The following is a 17341-nucleotide window of genomic DNA, read 5'->3' on the forward strand; positions in this document are numbered from 1 at the left end:
CAGTTAGCCTAAACCACGCCTTGAATTTTCAGTTGTTTAATATCGTCATCAGCAAAGCCAAGCTCGGCTAATAACTCTTGTGTATTCTCACCTAACTTGGCACACGCTTTACCCGTTAAGCGCTGACCATTAAGCTGGATAGGGTTGGCTAATAGTTCCATTTCGTCGTTACTATCATGTGGCACTTTTTGTAATGCACCCGTTTCTTTTAGATATGGATTATTCAATGCTTGCGCCATGTTATTTACCGGCGCTATCGGCATTCTACCTTGTAATCGGTTTAACCAATTATCAGTAGTATCTGTTTGCAAACATTGCTCAATCAATTGATTAAGTTCATCTCTAACTTCACGGCGCTTAGCGACGGTTGAAAACTTATCAGCGCGTAAATTGTCACTGTTAATTTCATTAATCAATACTTGCCAAAATTTTTCTGTCATTGCCATAATAAATACCCAGCCATCGCTGGTTTTATATAATTGACAAGGTACGGTTGATGGATGAGCTGAACGGGCATAACGCTCTGTAACGTGCCCTTCATTTAAGTACCAACTCGCCGGGTATGTTAACTGATGTAAAGCAACATCAAACAAGTTAACGTCTACATCGCGACCAGTTCCTGTTTTATAGGCACTAAATAGCGCAGCGGTTAATCCTAAGCTTGTCGTAACCCCAGTCATAAAATCAACCATAGACAAACCAAATCTTGCCGGCGGCGCATCGGGCTCACCAGTTAAATGCATATAACCGGCTTCGGCCTGCATTAAATAGTCATATCCAGGCCAATTGCTGCGTTCATTGTCACGGCCATAGGCAGATAAATGCGCACAACAAATTTTTGGATTAATATGCTTTAACACATCATAGGTTAAGCCTAATTTATCAGGAAGATCGCCGCGTAAGTTGTTCATTACAGCATCAGCACTGGCTACCAATTTGGCAAAAATAACTTTGCCCTCGGTTGATTTTAAATCCAAGGTTAGGCTTTTTTTGTTCAAATTAAACGTTTGAAAAAAGTAGCTGTCATTTTCACCTAAAAAGTAAGGACCAGTATGGCGTGAAATATCACCACCAATTTTAGGATTTTCAATTTTTATAACTTCGGCACCCATATCAGCAAGATACATAGATGCAAAGGGGCCTGCGCCGTATTGCTCAACAGCAATAATACGCACGCCTTTTAACGGTAAGTCTTGCATGTAATTAAACCTTACTTAAATCTTATTGCGTTCAATTAATTGCTTAGCAATAATAATTCGTTGCATTTCATTAGTACCTTCACCAATACACATCAACATGGCATCTCGATAAAAACGCTCAATATCATATTCAACACTGTAGCTGTAACCGCCAAAAATTCGCATACCTTCTTGCGCACAATAAACACCGGTTTCAGAAGCAAAATACTTCGCCATACCCGCTTCCATATCGCAACGTTCTTCGGCATCATATTTTTGGGCTGCTTGCTCAATCAATAAGCGTGAAGCTTCTACTTTCGCCGCCATTTCACCAAGCTTTAATTGAATTGCCTGATGATTGGAAATTGATTTGCCAAAAGCTTCACGCTCTTGTGCATAGCGAACCGATAAATCTAATGCACCTTGTGCAATACCCGCGCCGCGAGCCGCTACATTAATACGTCCTAGCTCTAAACCACCAATAGCTTGTAAGAAACCACTGCCTTCTTTGCCACCAATTAAATTTTCAGCAGAAACTCTAAAGTTGTTGAAAACCACTTCACAGGTATCAATGGCTTTGTAACCCATTTTTTTCATCTTAGTGATTTCAATACCTAGCAATACATTGCCTTCGCTATCTTTAGTTTCAACAAAAAATAAGCTGGTGCCTTTATGGCGCGGTTGCATTTCAGTGTCGGTTTTTACCAATACGGCTAATGAGTTACCGTTCATGGAGTTGGTGATCCAAGTTTTGGCTCCATTTAAAATGTAGTCATCACCATCGCGTTTTGCTGTAGTTAAAATTGCTTGTAAGTCAGAACCGGCATTAGGCTCAGTTAAGGCAATACCGCCACGTAATTCACCGGTAGCCATGCGAGGAAGAATGCGCTGCTTTTGCTCTTCTGTACCACAACGCTCTATCGCAGAAGCCTGAATAAGATGTGAATTAAAGATACCACCCGGCGCCATCCACGCTGATGCAACTTTAATTACGATTTTGGCGTATATAGACGCGGGTAAGCCCATGCCACCGTAATCTGCACCAATAGTTGCACCGAATAAACCTAACTCTTTCATTTGCGTAACTAAATCATGTGGGTATTTATCAGCTTGGTCATATTCTTTGGCAATTGGCGCAACTTCGTTGTCTACCCATTTACCAATCATATCTAAAATGGCTAACTCATCTTCTTTAGAATAAATCTCTGACATTACAATACTTCCTAGTAATTCACTTTGTCTTCAACGCTGTAGCCTTCTTTGGCGATCAACATAGTTCGGGTAAAAGTACAAACTTGTTTGCCATCTTGGTTAAATCCGGTCGTTCGTATTGTTACAATTCCTGCCCCTGGGCGAGATGATGACTCTCGTTTTTCAATAACTTCAGACTCTGCAGTCAAAGTATCATCTTCAAACAAAGGGTAAGTCATCTTAATGCCGTCCCAACCAAGATTTGCAATAGCTTTTTGGCTACAGTCGGTCACGCTCATACCAACCATAATGGCAACAGTTAGCGGTGAACAGACAATACATTTGCCAAACTCACTAGCCTTAGCGTATTCATCATCAAAATGCATTGGATGAGTGTTCATCGTTAATAGAGTAAACCAAGTATTATCAGTTTTAGTAATAGTACGACCTGGACGGTGCTCGTAAATATGACCGACAGTAAATTCTTCGTATGAGCGACCAAATGTTTCGCGAAAACGATTTTCTGAGATTTGTTTTACTTTCTGAACCATGGGGACTTCCTTAAATGTTCTTATAAATTTTTGCTTGCAGCTTGCGCTAAAGCTATTGTTCTTTTTGCTGCCAATATAATCGGTCTGTCGATCATTCGGCCGTTAATAACTAACACCCCAGCATCTTCATTATCAATCTGAGACACAATTTCTTCAGCATTGTGTACTTCAAGTTCGCTCGGGGTAAACTCTTGATGAATAGCGTCAAGTTGGCAAGGGTGTATTGCTGCTTTTGCAGTAAAACCAAGCGCTTTAACTTTTGCTGTTTCGTGCTGTAAATCGTCCAGTTGTTTAATATCAATATGAGGTACATCAATTAACTGAATTGCTTTAACGGCTTTTGCTTGCACCAATTGGCTACGTGCCAACAATAACGGTTCGTAACTAAATTCAGCGCCTATTTCAGCACTATAATCTGCACCACCAAACATTAAAGCAGAAACCTGATCGCAGGCGGCAATTAATTGGGAGTTGTTAACGCCTGCGACCGATTCCAATAACGCAATAATTTCAATGTTTTTAGTGCCAATAATGGCAACGGCTTGGTCTATTTCTGTCGGGCAACTGGTTTTTGGCAACATAATTGCCATTGGCGAATTTTCCGCATTTATCAGTGCGGTCAAATCATCGATGCCCGTTGCTGTCAAAATATGATTTATGCGCACAACAACATTGTTATTTGTGGCTAAATACTTAACCACACTTGCACGAGCTTGCGCTTTATCTGCAGGCATTACTGCATCTTCTAAATCGATGCAAATAATATCACTGCCAGCATTTGCCGCTTTTTCAAAGCGATCAGGGCGTGACCCTGGCACAAAGAGCAATGAACGCAGCATCGGTAATGGCATGATTATTCCTCTTGTGCAGCAATAAATTGCTCGGCTATTTCTTCACGGCTAGCAAACCAAACACCCGGTTTAGAGCTTACATAACGTAAAAATTCTTCTAATGCCCAAACACGGCCTGGTCGCCCAATAATGCGCAAGTGCAAACCAAGTGACATCATTCGTGTTTGTTCACCACCTTCTTCGTACAAGGTATCAAACGTGTCTTTGGCATATTTCAACCACATATCAGGGGTAAAACTAGCCGATACCCACATTTTCATATCGTTTGAATCCATGGCGTACGGTAAAATACACATTGGTTTGTCTGAGCCATCAACGTCGGCATAAAATGGCTGGTCGCCACTGTAATCATCCATGTGATACAAGTAGCCTTCTTCTTGCAATATACGTCGAGTATTGTCAGTAAGTAAGTAACGTGACAACCAGCCTTTCGGTCTTTGACCTGTTGTTTGTTCAATACTATCTGCGGCATCACGAATGAATTGTCGCTCTTGCGTTTCGTCCATTTTAAATTGATGGATCCAACGATAGCCATGTGAGCAAGCTTCATCGCCACGGTCTTTAATTGTTTGTGCGATATGTGGATATTTTTCCAGACTTTTAGCACAAACAGTCCATGTTGCTTTAACATTAAATTTATCGAGCAATCGAATAATTCTCGGTGCACCTTCTTTAATGCCATACAAATAATTTGATTCATTACCGTAATTACGCATCGGTTTTTTTAGCGTTACTTGTAACTCATCCACTGGCTCAGGGCCTTTATCACCATCGGCGATATTGTATTCACTGCCTTCTTCAACGTTTACTACCATTGATAATGCAATACGGGCATCGTTAGGCCATGGATAAGATTTTGTGCTTTGCTCTGTCATAATGAATTCTTCTTATTTATTAACCGCTTGAACTTTAATGGTATTCTTCGCCACCAGATACATTCATGCATTCACCGGTAATGTAAGATGCTTGTTCTGAGCATAAAAAGGCGCAAGCCTTGGCTATATCGTCTTGCAAACCAGGTCGCCCTAAAGGAATACGATCGCGCATGTCTTGCATGTATTTATCATGTCCTTTGCCAGTCACTTCTGAAAAATGCGAATTCTGCCAAGCACCTAAACCAGTCGTTACATGATTAGGACAAATTTGATTTACGTTAATCTTATGTTCACCAAGTTCTTGAGCAGCTACTCGTGTGATGCCGTTCATGCCATGCTTTGATGTGGTATATGCCGAAGCATGAGCAAAAGCTGATTTAGAAGCCTGCGAGCCAATATTAATAATTTTTCCGCCATTGCCTTGCTTTACCATTTGCTCAGCTGCAAATTTAATGCCCAAGAAAGTGCCGCGAAGGTTCACGTTTAATACCGTATCCCATTCACTTACGTCCATATCTAAGATTGGTTTCATTAAATAACCAACACCTGCGTTATTCACCCAAATATCAAGGCTACCATAGGTGTCTACGGCAAACTGTGCTGCAGCTTTCACTTCATCTGCATTTAATACATTGCAGGCAAATGACGTTGCTTCGCCACCATCGGCTTTAATTTCAGCGACGATTTGTTGCATTTCATCACTGCTGCCAATAGCCGACTCGGGCATATGTTCTCCAGCGGCATGACCAATATCGGTGATCACTACCTTACAGCCTTCACTTGCCAAGCGCTTTGCCATGGCTTCGCCTAAACCTTTGTGGCGACCAGCTCCGGTAATAACTGCAACTTTACCTTTTAGTTCAGTGTAATTTGCCATCTAAAAAATCCTTTCAATCGACTTTGGTTTAAATGTTTTCAGTTAAGATGAACATTGGATTATCGGCAAATGCTTGAAATTGAGCAGCTACTTTCTGCATCTCGTCACTGCTTACATCATTACCCAGTTGGTCAAGGTCATTGATGCTTAAAATTTCGATATATTGATAAGGAGGAGTGGCGTCACTACCGAATAAGCTTAAGCTTTTTACTACTTCAAAATTGTCTATAGAAGGCAAGCCACCAGCTGTTGGGATATCGACAGTTTTTGCCCAGTTTTCATACTCTTGCATATCAGTTTCGGCTTTTAAATTGAATAGTACCACTAGCTTTTTCATCGGGTTCTTACCTTTAATTATTATATTGTTATATATATATAACATTTAAAACTTGTTCCGACAAATTAAGCCCTGTGGAAAAAATTGTCAACCATGACAATATACTTAACTGCTAAAAGGCAATTCCCATTGCTTTAGGCTACTGCCCTTATTAGTAATGAATTTTATATCGCCAAAGAAATTGACTTATATCAGTTAGAGCTGGACAAAACGGCGACTATTATTGAGCTTATTGTTTAATTGTTATATGTTTATAACAATTGTATAAAAAAACCTTAATAATCAAATGACAAAATAGCTGATTTATGACTCAACAAAGTGCCTCTCATCAATTATTAAAAATGTTACAACGACCGGTAACATCTATAGACAGAGCTCGAGCAAAATTACACTTGTTCGATTGGTTTGGCTGTGCCATTTATGCTACTAAAACGGCAGCTGGTGCTGTATTTAATGAGTACCTAAAGCTTAACGCTACAGGCAATGTTACTTGTTTAAATGGTCAATCCCGCGATCTGGCTACTGCAGCTTTTTATAATGGTGCGCTGGGCAATATTATGGAGATGGACGATGTACATCGCACCTCAATATTGCACCCTGGGCCTGTAGTTATTCCAGCAGCATTAGCCGTTGCTGAAAGTGTTAACGCCACTATGGACGATTTGCTCGACGCTATAATTAATGGCTACGAGGCGGTTATTCGTCTTGGTCAAAGTGTAGGGCTAAGTCATTATCAGTATTATCACAATACCTCGACCTGTGGAGTGTTAGGCGCGGCAGTTGCCAGTTGCCATTTATTAAAATTAAATCAACAACAAACACTGTCAGCAATAGGTAATGCGTTATCTACAACCGGCGGATTATGGCAAATGCGCCATGAAGAAGTATTTACCAAGCAATGGCATAACGCTCAAGCTTGCCGCTCAGGAGTAATGGCCGCGCAATTAGCGAGTTGTGGATTAACCGGACCGGTTTCAATTATTGATGGTGAGCAAGGATTACTCAATGCTACCTCATTTGATGCCAACCCAGCAGCCATTAGTGCCCCTCATAAAACGTGGTTAATTCATGATTGTAGTTTTAAGCCATGGCCAGCTTGTCGTCATGCACATCCGGCAATGGACGCATTAAAAGAATTACTCAAACAACACCCAGTTGACTTTACACAGATTGAAAAAATTCAGGTGTTTACCTATAGCGATGCAATTAAATTTTGTGACCGCCCAACTCCTGCCACAGATTTACAAGCAAAATTTAGCATTCAACATGCACTCGCAGCATGGTTAGTTTTGGGAGAGCCAAAGTTAGAGCATTATCAAAAACACAATTATGCTGAAAACGAGGGTGCTAACCATGATCTTATTTGCTTAAGAAATAATATCCAAGTACAAGAAAATCCCCAGATAAGTAAAAGTTACCCTGATGAATTTGGTGCAAAAATTACCATTACCTTATCTACCGGTCAGCAATTATCCACACAAATAAAAGACACCTTAGGCGATCCCAATAAACCCATGTCTGATTTACAAATCAGTAATAAAGCTAACTATTTAATGCAACAAGCGGGTATTCAACCCAGTCGACAACAGCAACTTAATAAGTTGTTAACCGAGCCAAACATGACGCTAACAGCATTTATCACGGCCATTAATGAGGCTTTTCATGACTAAGCAAAGTACATCTAACAAAAAATCGTCAGCAACCGAACAATTAGTCAAGCAAGCACTCATTACTCGTTTCAATGACCTACCTAGTGAAGTTATCGAGCGAGCAAAAGTATTTATTAGCGATAGTGTTAGCGTTGGAATTAGCGGCTCACGTATGCCATTAGTAGCGGCGGTTAAAAACCTAGCTATGAGCCATGGTCAAGTTGCTAGCCCCAATAGTGGCGCAACAATTTGGCATTCTGGTGAATTAATGGCTCCAGCTTGCGCCGCTATGGTAAACGGTTTTCAAATACACAATCAGGAATGGGATTGTGTACATGAAAAAGCCGTAGTTCATCCAATGGCGGTAATATTATCAGCGCTTGTAGCGGTTGCTGAACATAACAATTTATCCGGTAAACAACTCATTCAAGGAGTGGTAGCTGCGGTCGAAGTGGCGACTCGTATTGGTGCCTGTGCTACATCGCCAATTAAGTTTTTCCGTCCTGCAATATGTGGTGCTATTGGCGCTACTGCTGGTATTGCTAACATGCTGGGGTTAAGTTTCACTCAAACTTTAGATGCTATGGGTATTGCCTACAGCCATAGTAGCGGCACTATGCAAGCTCACGTTGAAGGTTCTCCAATGCTGCCTATGCAAGTGGCGTTTAATGCCCGTAATGCAATTAATGCTATCGAACTTGCTCAATCGGGCTTTAGCGGACCGCACAATTTTCTTGAAGGTCCGTTTGGTTATTTTCAATTGATGGAAGATTCGGTTGATATCAGCAGACTTACCCAAGGTTTAGGAACAGACTGGCAAATTTGCCAAGTTGCTCATAAGCCATTTCCTACGGGTCGTGCAGCACATGGTACTGTTGACGCATTGAGTGAACTCACGGCCAAACATAAATTTAGAGCTGACGTTATTTCATCTATTAACGTTTCTGCTCCTGAGCTTATTTGCCGCTTAGTTGCTCGCCGACCTACAACAACTATGGATGCCAATTACGCCAAATTATGTAATGCCTACATCGCTGCAACATACTTATTAACAGGTAAAGTGTCGGTAGAAGACTTTGAAACTAAGGCCCTGCGTGATCCTGAGCGTTTAGCTTTGGCTGAAAAAGTCACCACCTCACAAAGCAACTGTACCGATCCAAATGCCTTAGCACCGCAAACCATTACGGTAAAATTAATCAATGGAGATGAACATACCCTGCACCTAGAAAATATCCTTGGGCACCCTTTAAGACCACTATCAATAGAACAACAACTGCAAAAGTTTACGCTCTGCTGTAAATCAGCAAGCACACCTTTTAGTGACCAACAAATTACCACACTTCATCGCGCACTTTCTCAATTAGAAAACTTAAACAGCGTACAAAATTTAATACCTCTCATGGTTCAAAATACAAAAATAAAGGAAGTTTCATGAGTTACCCAACTTATTTTCAGTCATTCGACGTTGACGCAATGCTTAACGATTACCCTATTGGTGACGCATTCATCGAGCAATACACTTGCGATTCTCGTGAGCAATTAGAATCATTTCAAAACCAACAATTTATGAAGTGTGTTAAACGGGCATGGGAAATTCCATTTTATCAGCGCTTATGGGGTAATGCAGGTGTTAAACCTATTGATATTCAAAGCATTAAAGACATTGAAAAGCTGCCGGTTTATTCAAAAACAGAAATTATGGAAAGCGTTGCCCAGTTTCCGCCATTTGGCGATATGCACGGCATGGATTTCTCTAAAGGTGACACTAACCATACTATGGTATTGCACACTACCAGTGGTACCACTGGGCGACCACAGCCGCTATTTTTCTCGCCAAAATCCCGTGAAGTGCAAGGCTTATTATTAGGCAGAATTTACCGAATGCAGGGTTTAAAACCTCATGAAATAGTTCATTCTGTTTATGGCCATGGCTTAATTAACGGTGGTCATTATGTGCGTGAAGGTGTTACCCATTACACCAACGCAATTTTCATGTCTGCTGGTACTGGTGTGGAAACCCGCTCAAAACAGCAAGTAAATTTAATGAAAGATTTCGGCACTAATGTAATTGTTGGTTTTGCCGATTACATTAAAAAACTGGCCGACACTGCCGCCGAAGAAGGCATTGTACCGGGTAAAGATATTCCGGTAAGAATGATCTCTGGCCATATGGGTCGAGAGTCGCGCGAGGCTATTTCAAAAGCTTGGGGTGGCGCAGAAATATTTGACTGGTATGGCGTTGGTGACACTGGTGCTATCGCCGGTGAAGGACCAGACCATGACGGTTTATACGTAATGGAAGATGCTCATTATGTGGAAGTGTGTGACCCAGATACCAACATACCATTAGCAAAAGGTGATATTGGTAATTTAGTGGTAACTTGCTTGTACAAAGATGATATTTTCCCAGTGATCCGATTTAACACGTGCGATGTAACCCGCATAAAAACATCTCCTTCTAAGCTTGGTCTTAACCTTAATCGTATTGAAGGTTTCTTAGGTCGTAGTGACAATATGGTAAAACTGCGTGGCATTAATATTTACCCACAAGGCTTTGCTCCGGTATTAGAGAAACGTGCTGACTTTGCTGGTGACTATATTTGTATTGCCAGTCGCGATGCCTCTGGTCGTGATGAACTGCTGGTTCATGTAGAAGTTAAAGATGTTGAAAATACTGATCAAAATGCCTTTGAAACATTACTAAAACAAAGTTTTGGTGTTGAAATGCCGGTAGTAATTAAAGCTCAAGGAGAGTTAGCTAATTTAACTCAAACTGAAGTTAGACAAAAACCGATCAGACTGATTGATAACAGGTTTAAATAAACATGACCGTCTTAGACATTTTAAGTTTAGATTTTACAGGGCAACTACAACTCATTGAACGTGGTGAATTATTGCCTGATGAGCTAATTCAAATGCAGCTCAAATATAATCAACAACTTAATCCGGTTATCAATGCTTTTATCGCTATTGACGAGCAACCACCGCTTATTAAAGATGCTTTACCCTTATCAGGAGTCAGTATTGCGGTAAAAGACAATATTGATGTGTTGGGGTTTAATACAACTGCCGGTATGTTAACTCGTAAAAATAGCCAAGCGAAAGATGATGCTTTTGTCATTAAAAAGCTAAAAGCGGCGGGTGCTAATATTAATGGCAAACTTAATATGCACGAAGGCGCGCTTGGCGCGACTAACGATAATCCTCATTATGGTAAATGTTTAAATCCACATCTGCTGTCTCATACCCCTGGGGGGTCTTCTGGTGGAAGTGGAGCTAGTGTTGCTGCTGCAATGACACCAATGGCGCTTGGTTCAGATACCATGGGATCGGTACGAATTCCCGCGGCCTATTGTGGCGTATTTGGTTTAAAAGCCAGTACTGGTGCCATTAGCATAGGTGGGAGTGTGGTGTGTTCACATCAGCTTGATCATATTGGTCCTATTACTCGTTCGGCTCGTGATTTACGCTTAGCGCTTGATTATATGAACGGTTATGATGCCGATTGTAAACAATCAAAGATCATTAAATTTAAAGCTGAGCAAGCAGTCTATAATATAGCCGCACCCAGTAATTTAGCTGAACTTGGTGTAGATACCGATATTATTACCACGTTTGAACAACAACTTACCTTACTTGTCCAAGCCGGTCATCAAATTACTCGCTTTATTCTAGAGTTTGATTTTGCCGCGGCAAGACGCGCTGGTTTACTCATTTGTGAAGCAGACATGTTGGTTGAACATAAAAACGATTTTAACCATCGCCCTGAGCTATTTTCTAAACAATTGTATGCTATGTTGACGTTTGTAAAAGGAAAAGACCAAGCGGCCATAGATAAAGCAAAAGCTGTTATTAGCCGAGCAGGGGTATTAGCTAATCAACTATTTGAACAAGCCGATATATTAGTGATGCCAACAGCACCACAAACTGCGTTCAACTTTACAGATAAGGTACCGGCAAACCAAGCCGATTTAACCAGCTTTGCCAATTTGGCCGAGCTTGCCGCATTAACTGCACCAATGCCTACTAAGGGTTTACCCATTGGTATTCAGTTTGTTGGCGAGGAAGGTAGCGACTATCAGTTAATTGGTTTAGCTGAGCAATATCAAATATTATCAAACTGGCAATTTTCTCTGCCACAGCCGATAGTAGATTTACTCTCGATTAACGCAAAGGAAGCATCTTAATGACGCCATTAAACGGCATTAAAGTATTAGATTTAAGTCGTATTTTAGCAGGGCCTTGGGCAACACAAACCTTGGCTGATTACGGCGCCGATGTTTGGAAAATTGAACGTCCAAATGCTGGTGATGACACCCGAAAATGGGGGCCTCCATTTCTGCAAGATGAACAGGGCAATGATACCGAAGAGGCGGCTTATTACTTAGCCGCTAATCGCGGTAAACATTCGATCACTGTCGACATTACTAAAACAGAAGGTCAGCAACTGCTGTACAAACTCGCCGAAAAAGCAGATATTGTCGTCGAAAATTACAAAGTTGGCGGCTTACAAAAATATGGTCTTGATTATAAAAGCCTAAACAAAATAAACCCAAAATTGATTTATTGCTCAATCACTGGTTTTGGTCAAACTGGACCAGATTCTCATCGCGCCGGTTATGATGCAATGATCCAAGCCATGGGCGGATTGATGAGTTTAACCGGAGTACCTGAAAGTGAACCCGGTGCAGGACCACAAAAAGTGGGGGTTGCTGTCGTAGACATTATGACAGGTATGTATGCGGTTAGCGGTATTTTAGCCGCCCTGCACCATCGAAATAATACCGGTGAAGGTCAACATATCGACTTAGCATTACTAGACACGCAAGTATCTTGGCTAGCAAACCAAGGGATGAATTACCTAGTTGGTGGGCAAGTACCACAGGCACAAGGCACAGCTCACCCAAATATTGTTCCGTATCAAGCGTTTGCTACTAAAGATGGCCATATTATGCTTGCCGTTGGTAACGACAGCCAATTTCAGCGCTGTGCGCAATTACTAAACTTAGCTGAGCTTGCAAAAGACCCACGCTTCGCCACTAATCAAAGCCGAGTACAAAACCGTGAGTTGTTAATACCATTAGTTAGCCAGGCATTGTTAAGTGAAAATTTAGATTATTGGCTTAACACGTTTAATCAAGCAGGCGTTCCTTGTGGACCAATTAATACCCTTGACCGAGTGTATAACGAACCACAGGTGAAGCATCGCAATATGGTGTTTGAACTTCAGCACAGCCAAGCCGGTACGATTAAACAAGTGGCAAATCCGGTTAAGTTTTCCAAAACACCACAGCAATACAGTAAAGCGCCACCAACATTAGGTGAAGACACCATCAAAATACTGGCTGAGCAATTAGAACTAACGCCTGAACAATTAGAAAAATTACGCGCCAGTCAGGTTATTTAACCAAGGCGATGATTGTTGACAAATAGCAGTGCAATGCCGCTGTATTTGTTCAAAGATAAAAATATAAGAAATGCCACAGGCAAAGCGGAATAGTAAGAATTATGAAAACATCAAATATGCCTCACAAAACCATACGAGGGAAAATAAAATATACCAGCAATAAACCTGAGCGTTTAGGTCAAGAACGTGGCCGTGAATATTTCAGCCAAACCGTACATGCTAATGGTGCTCGAACCCTACGCGCACAAACTGAAATTGAAGACGCACCAGCCGTACTTCGTGATGTAACCTACTCGGTTGATGAAAACTGGAAACCACTTGATGGATTTTCTCGTATCAGCGTTGATGATAAATTTGTGGGCAGTGGTTGGTATCGCTTTACCGATGAGTTTGCTGAATGTGAATCGTTTACTGTCGAACATGGCCGCCAAAGCCAAAAATTACCTCTTGATACACCAATTCAAGCGGTAGGTACCCACCCAACCTGTGGCGATGCCTGGTTCTGCCAAATTTTTAATATTGCCAATGGTCCCGGACAGCAATTTTTTGAAAACCTAGTATTAACTTCCCCTGATCATCGTGGTGCCACTGGTCCAGAATTATTCCCATTCTCTTACGGTTTGCAATATGTTGGCAAAGAACAAGTTACGGTAATGGCCGGCACATTCTCTGCCCTACATTTTCAGTTTGTTGAAACCCCAGGGGCATTACCTGAAGATCATCCTATTTATGACGTTTGGTTTACCGATGATGGCGACTATATCTTTTTAAAAGGTGGTGTTGGTGGCTATATGCAAACTGTATACGAACTTGAAGAGCTAGAAGTAATTTACGGACAAGCGGGAGCGTAACATGGCTAAAGCATTACCAAGTTGGAGTGCCTTAGAAAAGCACGAGCTTTTTCCTCAGGTTAAGAGTGACGATGTATCACGCTTAAACTTTTTAACGCATTTAAATATGCACCTTGCCGGCAATGTTTTACCTGGTGTAAAAATCGCCTATGAAAATAAAGTACTGCCTGAATTTATTAATGAGCATGGACGTGAGCCTAGCGATAGGCATGAAGTTCGAGTGGCTATGGATGATAATTCATACTTGCAAATGTGGAGTGCAATGCGCCGTAACACCATGGAAATGCGTCATCAATTAGGTCGTTCAATTGTATTGAATGACAGCAAAAACATTACCCAAAAAGTAAAAGGTTTGATTGGTGATGGCCGCAATATTAAGCTTGATGACGATATCGCCGTGCCATATAACGTTAGTGCGGTAGATGTGCATTGCCAACCTGGCTGTTATTACACTGAATACTTCAATGATGATGTGACCGTTGCTAGCAGTTACGACATTGGTATTTTTGTAACTACTGCTGGCTTACTTGGCGGTTTAAGTGATGGCGGTGGCCAAGGCCTTGGTACTTGGTTAGCGAAAGAACATCCAACATTTAAGCCTAAACGCATTTTAGATATAGGATGTACAATTGGTCATAATGCAGTGCCATTGGCGCAAGCATTTCCTGACGCAGAGGTTATCGCAATTGATGTGGCCAAACCTTCATTACGGTATGCCGCAGCAAGAGCAAAAGCTTTAGGCGTACACAATATTACCTTTATGCAAGTGGACGCCGAGAATATGGCAGGTTTTGCTGACGAGTCATTTGATCTCGTTACCACGGCAATGTTCTGGCATGAAGCCTGTGATCGTTCAATGATGTCTATTTTAACCGGCATTAATCGGGTGTTAAAAACAGGCGGCTTAACCATTTCACTTGAACAACCACAATATACTGATAAGCCAGTTTATGAGCAGTTTATTCGTGACTGGGACACCTTAAATAACAACGAACCTTACTGGGGCCGTATGCATGAACGTGACCTAGTGCAATGGCATACAGACTGTGGCTTTGACGGCAGCAAAATGTTTGAAACTGGCGTAGTGTCAAAAGTTGATGAAAACATTTTCGGAAAAGCAGATAGCAACAGTGAAGATTTTGGTCGTGCACCAGTATGGAATGCCTTTGGCATTTGGAAATAGGCCAAATAAGAGGAATATATTATGGAATTTGCAGAGAAATTAGCTCTTGCCAACACAAAGGCAAAGGGGAAACGTCCGGAGTATTTGCTAGATAAGCAAACCGAACAAACCTTATCGATTACCATGGCGTTAGCAATGGAATTACATGCCGCCAATGAGCGTGTTGCCAGCCTAGAATGTTTATTAGAACAAAAGGGCATTATTACTCGTGACGAGCTCAATAATTTTCAACCTGACAGTGAAGAAACAGCAAAGCGTTCATTAGATACGCAAGTATATTTAAATCGAATTCTGCGAGTGCTTGACCAAGAAAAACAAGCAATGGCGACAAATGATGAAAGCGTAAGTGAAGTACTGGAAAAGCTTAAAGACTAAAATATAAATGAGTGCGAAACCATGCTAAGTTGGCGATTAATCACCATACCGTTAAAGTTGCTATTAACCATTATAGTGCTTTACCTGTTGTGGGTTTTAATCGCTTTTCGCGATATACCAGTTGCAGAATTAGAACAAAAGTATGGTGGTAACAATCTGCAAACCACTAGCATTGATGGCGTCAACATTCGCTATAAAGTCGAAGGCAATGGCCCGCCAATAGTTTTAATCCATTCACACTTTTTTACCATGCGCCAATGGCAAGCTTGGGTCGATATTCTCAAAGATGACTTTACCGTTATCCGTTTTGATTTAACCAGTCATGGTTTAACCGGCCCAGATCCAACAGGCGATTATTCTCGCAAACGTTCTACCGTATTACTTAATGGTTTAATGCAACATATCGGTATAAACCATTTTAACTTAGTTGGTTCTTCTACCGGCGGTGGTATTGCTTATACTTATGCGGCAACACACCCCGAACAGATCAATAAATTAGTATTAATCAACACGCCCGGCATGCCAAAAGTCACCAATAAATACATGAAAAAAGAACTACCAACTTGGGGTGGTTTTATATTCTATTTATTACCTGAGTCGCTGTTTTCAGACTTTCTTAAAGCACCGATCATCGATGATGCACTGGTCACCGATGCTATGGTGAAAGAATTTCACCAAATGTATCGCCGCAGTGGTAACCGCATGGCTGAATATCAACGTATGCGCGGTTATGAAAAAGGCGATGTGACATCTATTTTAGAAAAGATTACTGCGCCAACCTTAATTATGTGGGGTGAAAAAAATCCCCAACTGCCCGTTGAGCATGTTGAACAGTTCCAACAAAAATTGAGAAGTAGCCCTAATGTGCAAACCATTATCTATCCAGATATTGGTCATGTAATTCCCATTGAGAATCCACAACAATCGGCGTTAGATGTACGCAAATTTTTCAAACAAATAACAATCAGAATGAATGACAAAACTAATGAATAAACTGAACCAGTTATTTATCACCCTTATGCTAACCATAGCGCTAACCGCGTGTGGTGAACCGCCAATATTGCCGCCAGCCAAACCATTATCAGCAAGCCAAGAGCAACTACAACAAATTCCCAATATCGATAAAGGCCAGCATCAGGTTGTTACTATCCGCGACATCATTTTATTTAATGCCGATACTGAGAGAGAACTTGAACTCAGTGCGTTCTACCCCAGAATTGGCGAAAACTTCCCGTTAATATTATTTTCCCATGGTAACTTTTCTAGCAAAGATAAATACGACAAAATCATAGAACATTGGGTAAGCCATGGCTATGTGGTCGTTGCCCCTAATCATCAAGATTGTTGTGGCATGGTTAGCGGTATTTTTAATAGTCTTTGGTATGGCAATTTTGGCTTGGTTGAACAGAGAATGATTGATTTTAAGTTTTTGTTGGGTAACTTAACGCAAATTGAACAAAAACATCCTGCCTTCAAAAATAAGGCAAACTTTAACAATATCGCCGCAACTGGCCACTCGTTCGGCGCATTTTCAGCACAACAGTATGGTGGAGCCGGATTATATGAGCCAGATACCGATAAGTATCACTACATTAATGATGACCGTATCAAAGCCATTGTTGCACTGTCACCTCCTGGGCCAATGTTTGATGTGATCACTAAAGACAGTTGGAACAATTTAGCCAAGCCGATGATGCTGACCACAGGAACTTGGGATGTGGATAGTCAGTTTTTTACAGAATGGCAGATGCATAAAATGTCGTTTGATAAAGCCAAGCACAACGATAAATATGCATTAATAACCCAAGGCGCTGATCATTACTTGGGCAATTTAATTTGTCGACCTGAAAAAGAACAGCCACCGCAAACCGATGCACTAAATATGGTAAATGCAGCAACAACTTCATTTTTAAATGCTTACATGAAACGCACAAAACGCGATTCTATGTTTTTAGACTTTAATGATTTAGCTGAACTTACTAATGGCTTTTCAATAATAGAAAAACGCTAAGAGAT

The 17341-nt window shown here is 41.1% G+C and carries 17 protein-coding genes; 10 read left to right on the forward strand and 7 right to left on the reverse strand.

Annotated features, from left to right (window positions below; genetic code table 11):
* Positions 1-8 precede the first annotated feature (8 nt).
* From RGQ13_RS18705 to RGQ13_RS18735, 7 genes are read right to left on the reverse strand one after another with little or no spacing between them, the layout of a single operon-like run.
* On the reverse strand, positions 9-1199 hold the full coding sequence (locus RGQ13_RS18705) for a CaiB/BaiF CoA transferase family protein (RefSeq protein ID WP_348391246.1): 1191 nt from the start codon (positions 1197-1199) through the stop codon (positions 9-11).
* A gap of 15 nt (positions 1200-1214) precedes the next feature.
* Entirely contained in the window at positions 1215-2390 is a 1176-nt protein-coding gene (locus tag RGQ13_RS18710) for an acyl-CoA dehydrogenase family protein (RefSeq protein WP_348391247.1), read from the reverse strand.
* Between the two features lie 11 nt (positions 2391-2401).
* Positions 2402-2920, reverse strand: coding sequence for a MaoC family dehydratase (locus RGQ13_RS18715; RefSeq protein WP_348391248.1), 519 nt, complete (start codon positions 2918-2920; stop codon positions 2402-2404).
* Positions 2921-2940: 20 nt separating this feature from the next.
* Entirely contained in the window at positions 2941-3771 is an 831-nt protein-coding gene (locus RGQ13_RS18720; protein ID WP_348391249.1) for an HpcH/HpaI aldolase/citrate lyase family protein, read from the reverse strand.
* Between the two features lie 2 nt (positions 3772-3773).
* Positions 3774-4646 (reverse strand): polysaccharide deacetylase family protein, encoded by an 873-nt coding sequence (locus tag RGQ13_RS18725; protein WP_348391250.1) that lies wholly within the window; start codon positions 4644-4646, stop codon positions 3774-3776.
* Positions 4647-4680: 34 nt separating this feature from the next.
* The gene (locus tag RGQ13_RS18730; RefSeq protein ID WP_348391251.1) at positions 4681-5523 is read right to left on the reverse strand and encodes an SDR family NAD(P)-dependent oxidoreductase; all 843 of its coding nucleotides are present in this window, start codon (positions 5521-5523) and stop codon (positions 4681-4683) included.
* 28 nt (positions 5524-5551) lie between these two features.
* A complete protein-coding gene (locus tag RGQ13_RS18735) occupies positions 5552-5860 on the reverse strand; it encodes an REDY-like protein HapK (RefSeq protein WP_348391252.1) in 309 nt (102 codons plus the stop codon).
* A 305-nt stretch (positions 5861-6165) separates the two neighbouring features.
* Between RGQ13_RS18735 and RGQ13_RS18740 the strand changes: the two genes are divergently transcribed.
* The 10 genes from RGQ13_RS18740 to RGQ13_RS18785 all read left to right on the forward strand — a co-directional run bounded on the left by RGQ13_RS18740 (position 6166) and on the right by RGQ13_RS18785 (position 17336).
* Positions 6166-7530, forward strand: coding sequence for an MmgE/PrpD family protein (locus tag RGQ13_RS18740; RefSeq protein WP_348391253.1), 1365 nt, complete (start codon positions 6166-6168; stop codon positions 7528-7530).
* Positions 7523-8944, forward strand: coding sequence for an MmgE/PrpD family protein (locus tag RGQ13_RS18745; RefSeq protein ID WP_348391254.1), 1422 nt, complete (start codon positions 7523-7525; stop codon positions 8942-8944). The genes RGQ13_RS18740 and RGQ13_RS18745 overlap by 8 nt, the downstream gene beginning before the upstream one ends.
* Positions 8941-10332, forward strand: coding sequence for a phenylacetate--CoA ligase family protein (locus RGQ13_RS18750; protein WP_348391255.1), 1392 nt, complete (start codon positions 8941-8943; stop codon positions 10330-10332). Before RGQ13_RS18745 ends, RGQ13_RS18750 begins: the two co-directional genes overlap by 4 nt.
* Positions 10333-10334: 2 nt before the next feature.
* Entirely contained in the window at positions 10335-11696 is a 1362-nt protein-coding gene (locus RGQ13_RS18755) for an amidase (protein WP_348391256.1), read from the forward strand.
* Positions 11696-12916 (forward strand): CaiB/BaiF CoA transferase family protein, encoded by a 1221-nt coding sequence (locus RGQ13_RS18760; protein WP_348391257.1) that lies wholly within the window; start codon positions 11696-11698, stop codon positions 12914-12916. The genes RGQ13_RS18755 and RGQ13_RS18760 overlap by 1 nt, the downstream gene beginning before the upstream one ends.
* Positions 12917-13017: 101 nt before the next feature.
* Positions 13018-13767: a DUF3108 domain-containing protein gene (locus tag RGQ13_RS18765; protein WP_348391258.1), complete on the forward strand. Its 750-nt coding sequence runs from the start codon at positions 13018-13020 to the stop codon at positions 13765-13767.
* A 1-nt stretch (position 13768) separates the two neighbouring features.
* The gene (locus tag RGQ13_RS18770) at positions 13769-14950 is read left to right on the forward strand and encodes a class I SAM-dependent methyltransferase (RefSeq protein ID WP_348391259.1); all 1182 of its coding nucleotides are present in this window, start codon (positions 13769-13771) and stop codon (positions 14948-14950) included.
* Positions 14951-14971: 21 nt separating this feature from the next.
* Entirely contained in the window at positions 14972-15325 is a 354-nt protein-coding gene (locus tag RGQ13_RS18775) for a hypothetical protein (protein ID WP_348391260.1), read from the forward strand.
* Between the two features lie 21 nt (positions 15326-15346).
* On the forward strand, positions 15347-16318 hold the full coding sequence (locus RGQ13_RS18780) for an alpha/beta fold hydrolase (RefSeq protein ID WP_348391261.1): 972 nt from the start codon (positions 15347-15349) through the stop codon (positions 16316-16318).
* Positions 16311-17336, forward strand: coding sequence for an alpha/beta hydrolase family protein (locus RGQ13_RS18785; protein WP_348391262.1), 1026 nt, complete (start codon positions 16311-16313; stop codon positions 17334-17336). Before RGQ13_RS18780 ends, RGQ13_RS18785 begins: the two co-directional genes overlap by 8 nt.
* The last annotated feature ends 5 nt before the right edge of the window (positions 17337-17341 follow it).

Origin of the sequence: Thalassotalea psychrophila, assembly GCF_031583595.1 — a bacterium.
In the GTDB taxonomy this organism is placed as follows: domain Bacteria; phylum Pseudomonadota; class Gammaproteobacteria; order Enterobacterales; family Alteromonadaceae; genus Thalassotalea_A; species Thalassotalea_A psychrophila.

Excerpts from the sequence above, each read along its gene's own strand:
- RGQ13_RS18705 (WP_348391246.1), bottom strand. The coding sequence starts at position 1,199 with ATGCAAGACTTACCGTTAAAAGGCGTGCGTATTATTGCTGTTGAGCAA.
- RGQ13_RS18710 (WP_348391247.1), bottom strand. The coding sequence starts at position 2,390 with ATGTCAGAGATTTATTCTAAAGAAGATGAGTTAGCCATTTTAGATATG.
- RGQ13_RS18715 (WP_348391248.1), bottom strand. The coding sequence starts at position 2,920 with ATGGTTCAGAAAGTAAAACAAATCTCAGAAAATCGTTTTCGCGAAACA.
- RGQ13_RS18720 (WP_348391249.1), bottom strand. The coding sequence starts at position 3,771 with ATGCCATTACCGATGCTGCGTTCATTGCTCTTTGTGCCAGGGTCACGC.
- RGQ13_RS18725 (WP_348391250.1), bottom strand. The coding sequence starts at position 4,646 with ATGACAGAGCAAAGCACAAAATCTTATCCATGGCCTAACGATGCCCGT.
- RGQ13_RS18730 (WP_348391251.1), bottom strand. The coding sequence starts at position 5,523 with ATGGCAAATTACACTGAACTAAAAGGTAAAGTTGCAGTTATTACCGGA.
- RGQ13_RS18735 (WP_348391252.1), bottom strand. The coding sequence starts at position 5,860 with ATGAAAAAGCTAGTGGTACTATTCAATTTAAAAGCCGAAACTGATATG.
- RGQ13_RS18740 (WP_348391253.1), top strand. The coding sequence starts at position 6,166 with ATGACTCAACAAAGTGCCTCTCATCAATTATTAAAAATGTTACAACGA.
- RGQ13_RS18745 (WP_348391254.1), top strand. The coding sequence starts at position 7,523 with ATGACTAAGCAAAGTACATCTAACAAAAAATCGTCAGCAACCGAACAA.
- RGQ13_RS18750 (WP_348391255.1), top strand. The coding sequence starts at position 8,941 with ATGAGTTACCCAACTTATTTTCAGTCATTCGACGTTGACGCAATGCTT.
- RGQ13_RS18755 (WP_348391256.1), top strand. The coding sequence starts at position 10,335 with ATGACCGTCTTAGACATTTTAAGTTTAGATTTTACAGGGCAACTACAA.
- RGQ13_RS18760 (WP_348391257.1), top strand. The coding sequence starts at position 11,696 with ATGACGCCATTAAACGGCATTAAAGTATTAGATTTAAGTCGTATTTTA.
- RGQ13_RS18765 (WP_348391258.1), top strand. The coding sequence starts at position 13,018 with ATGAAAACATCAAATATGCCTCACAAAACCATACGAGGGAAAATAAAA.
- RGQ13_RS18770 (WP_348391259.1), top strand. The coding sequence starts at position 13,769 with ATGGCTAAAGCATTACCAAGTTGGAGTGCCTTAGAAAAGCACGAGCTT.
- RGQ13_RS18775 (WP_348391260.1), top strand. The coding sequence starts at position 14,972 with ATGGAATTTGCAGAGAAATTAGCTCTTGCCAACACAAAGGCAAAGGGG.
- RGQ13_RS18780 (WP_348391261.1), top strand. The coding sequence starts at position 15,347 with ATGCTAAGTTGGCGATTAATCACCATACCGTTAAAGTTGCTATTAACC.
- RGQ13_RS18785 (WP_348391262.1), top strand. The coding sequence starts at position 16,311 with ATGAATAAACTGAACCAGTTATTTATCACCCTTATGCTAACCATAGCG.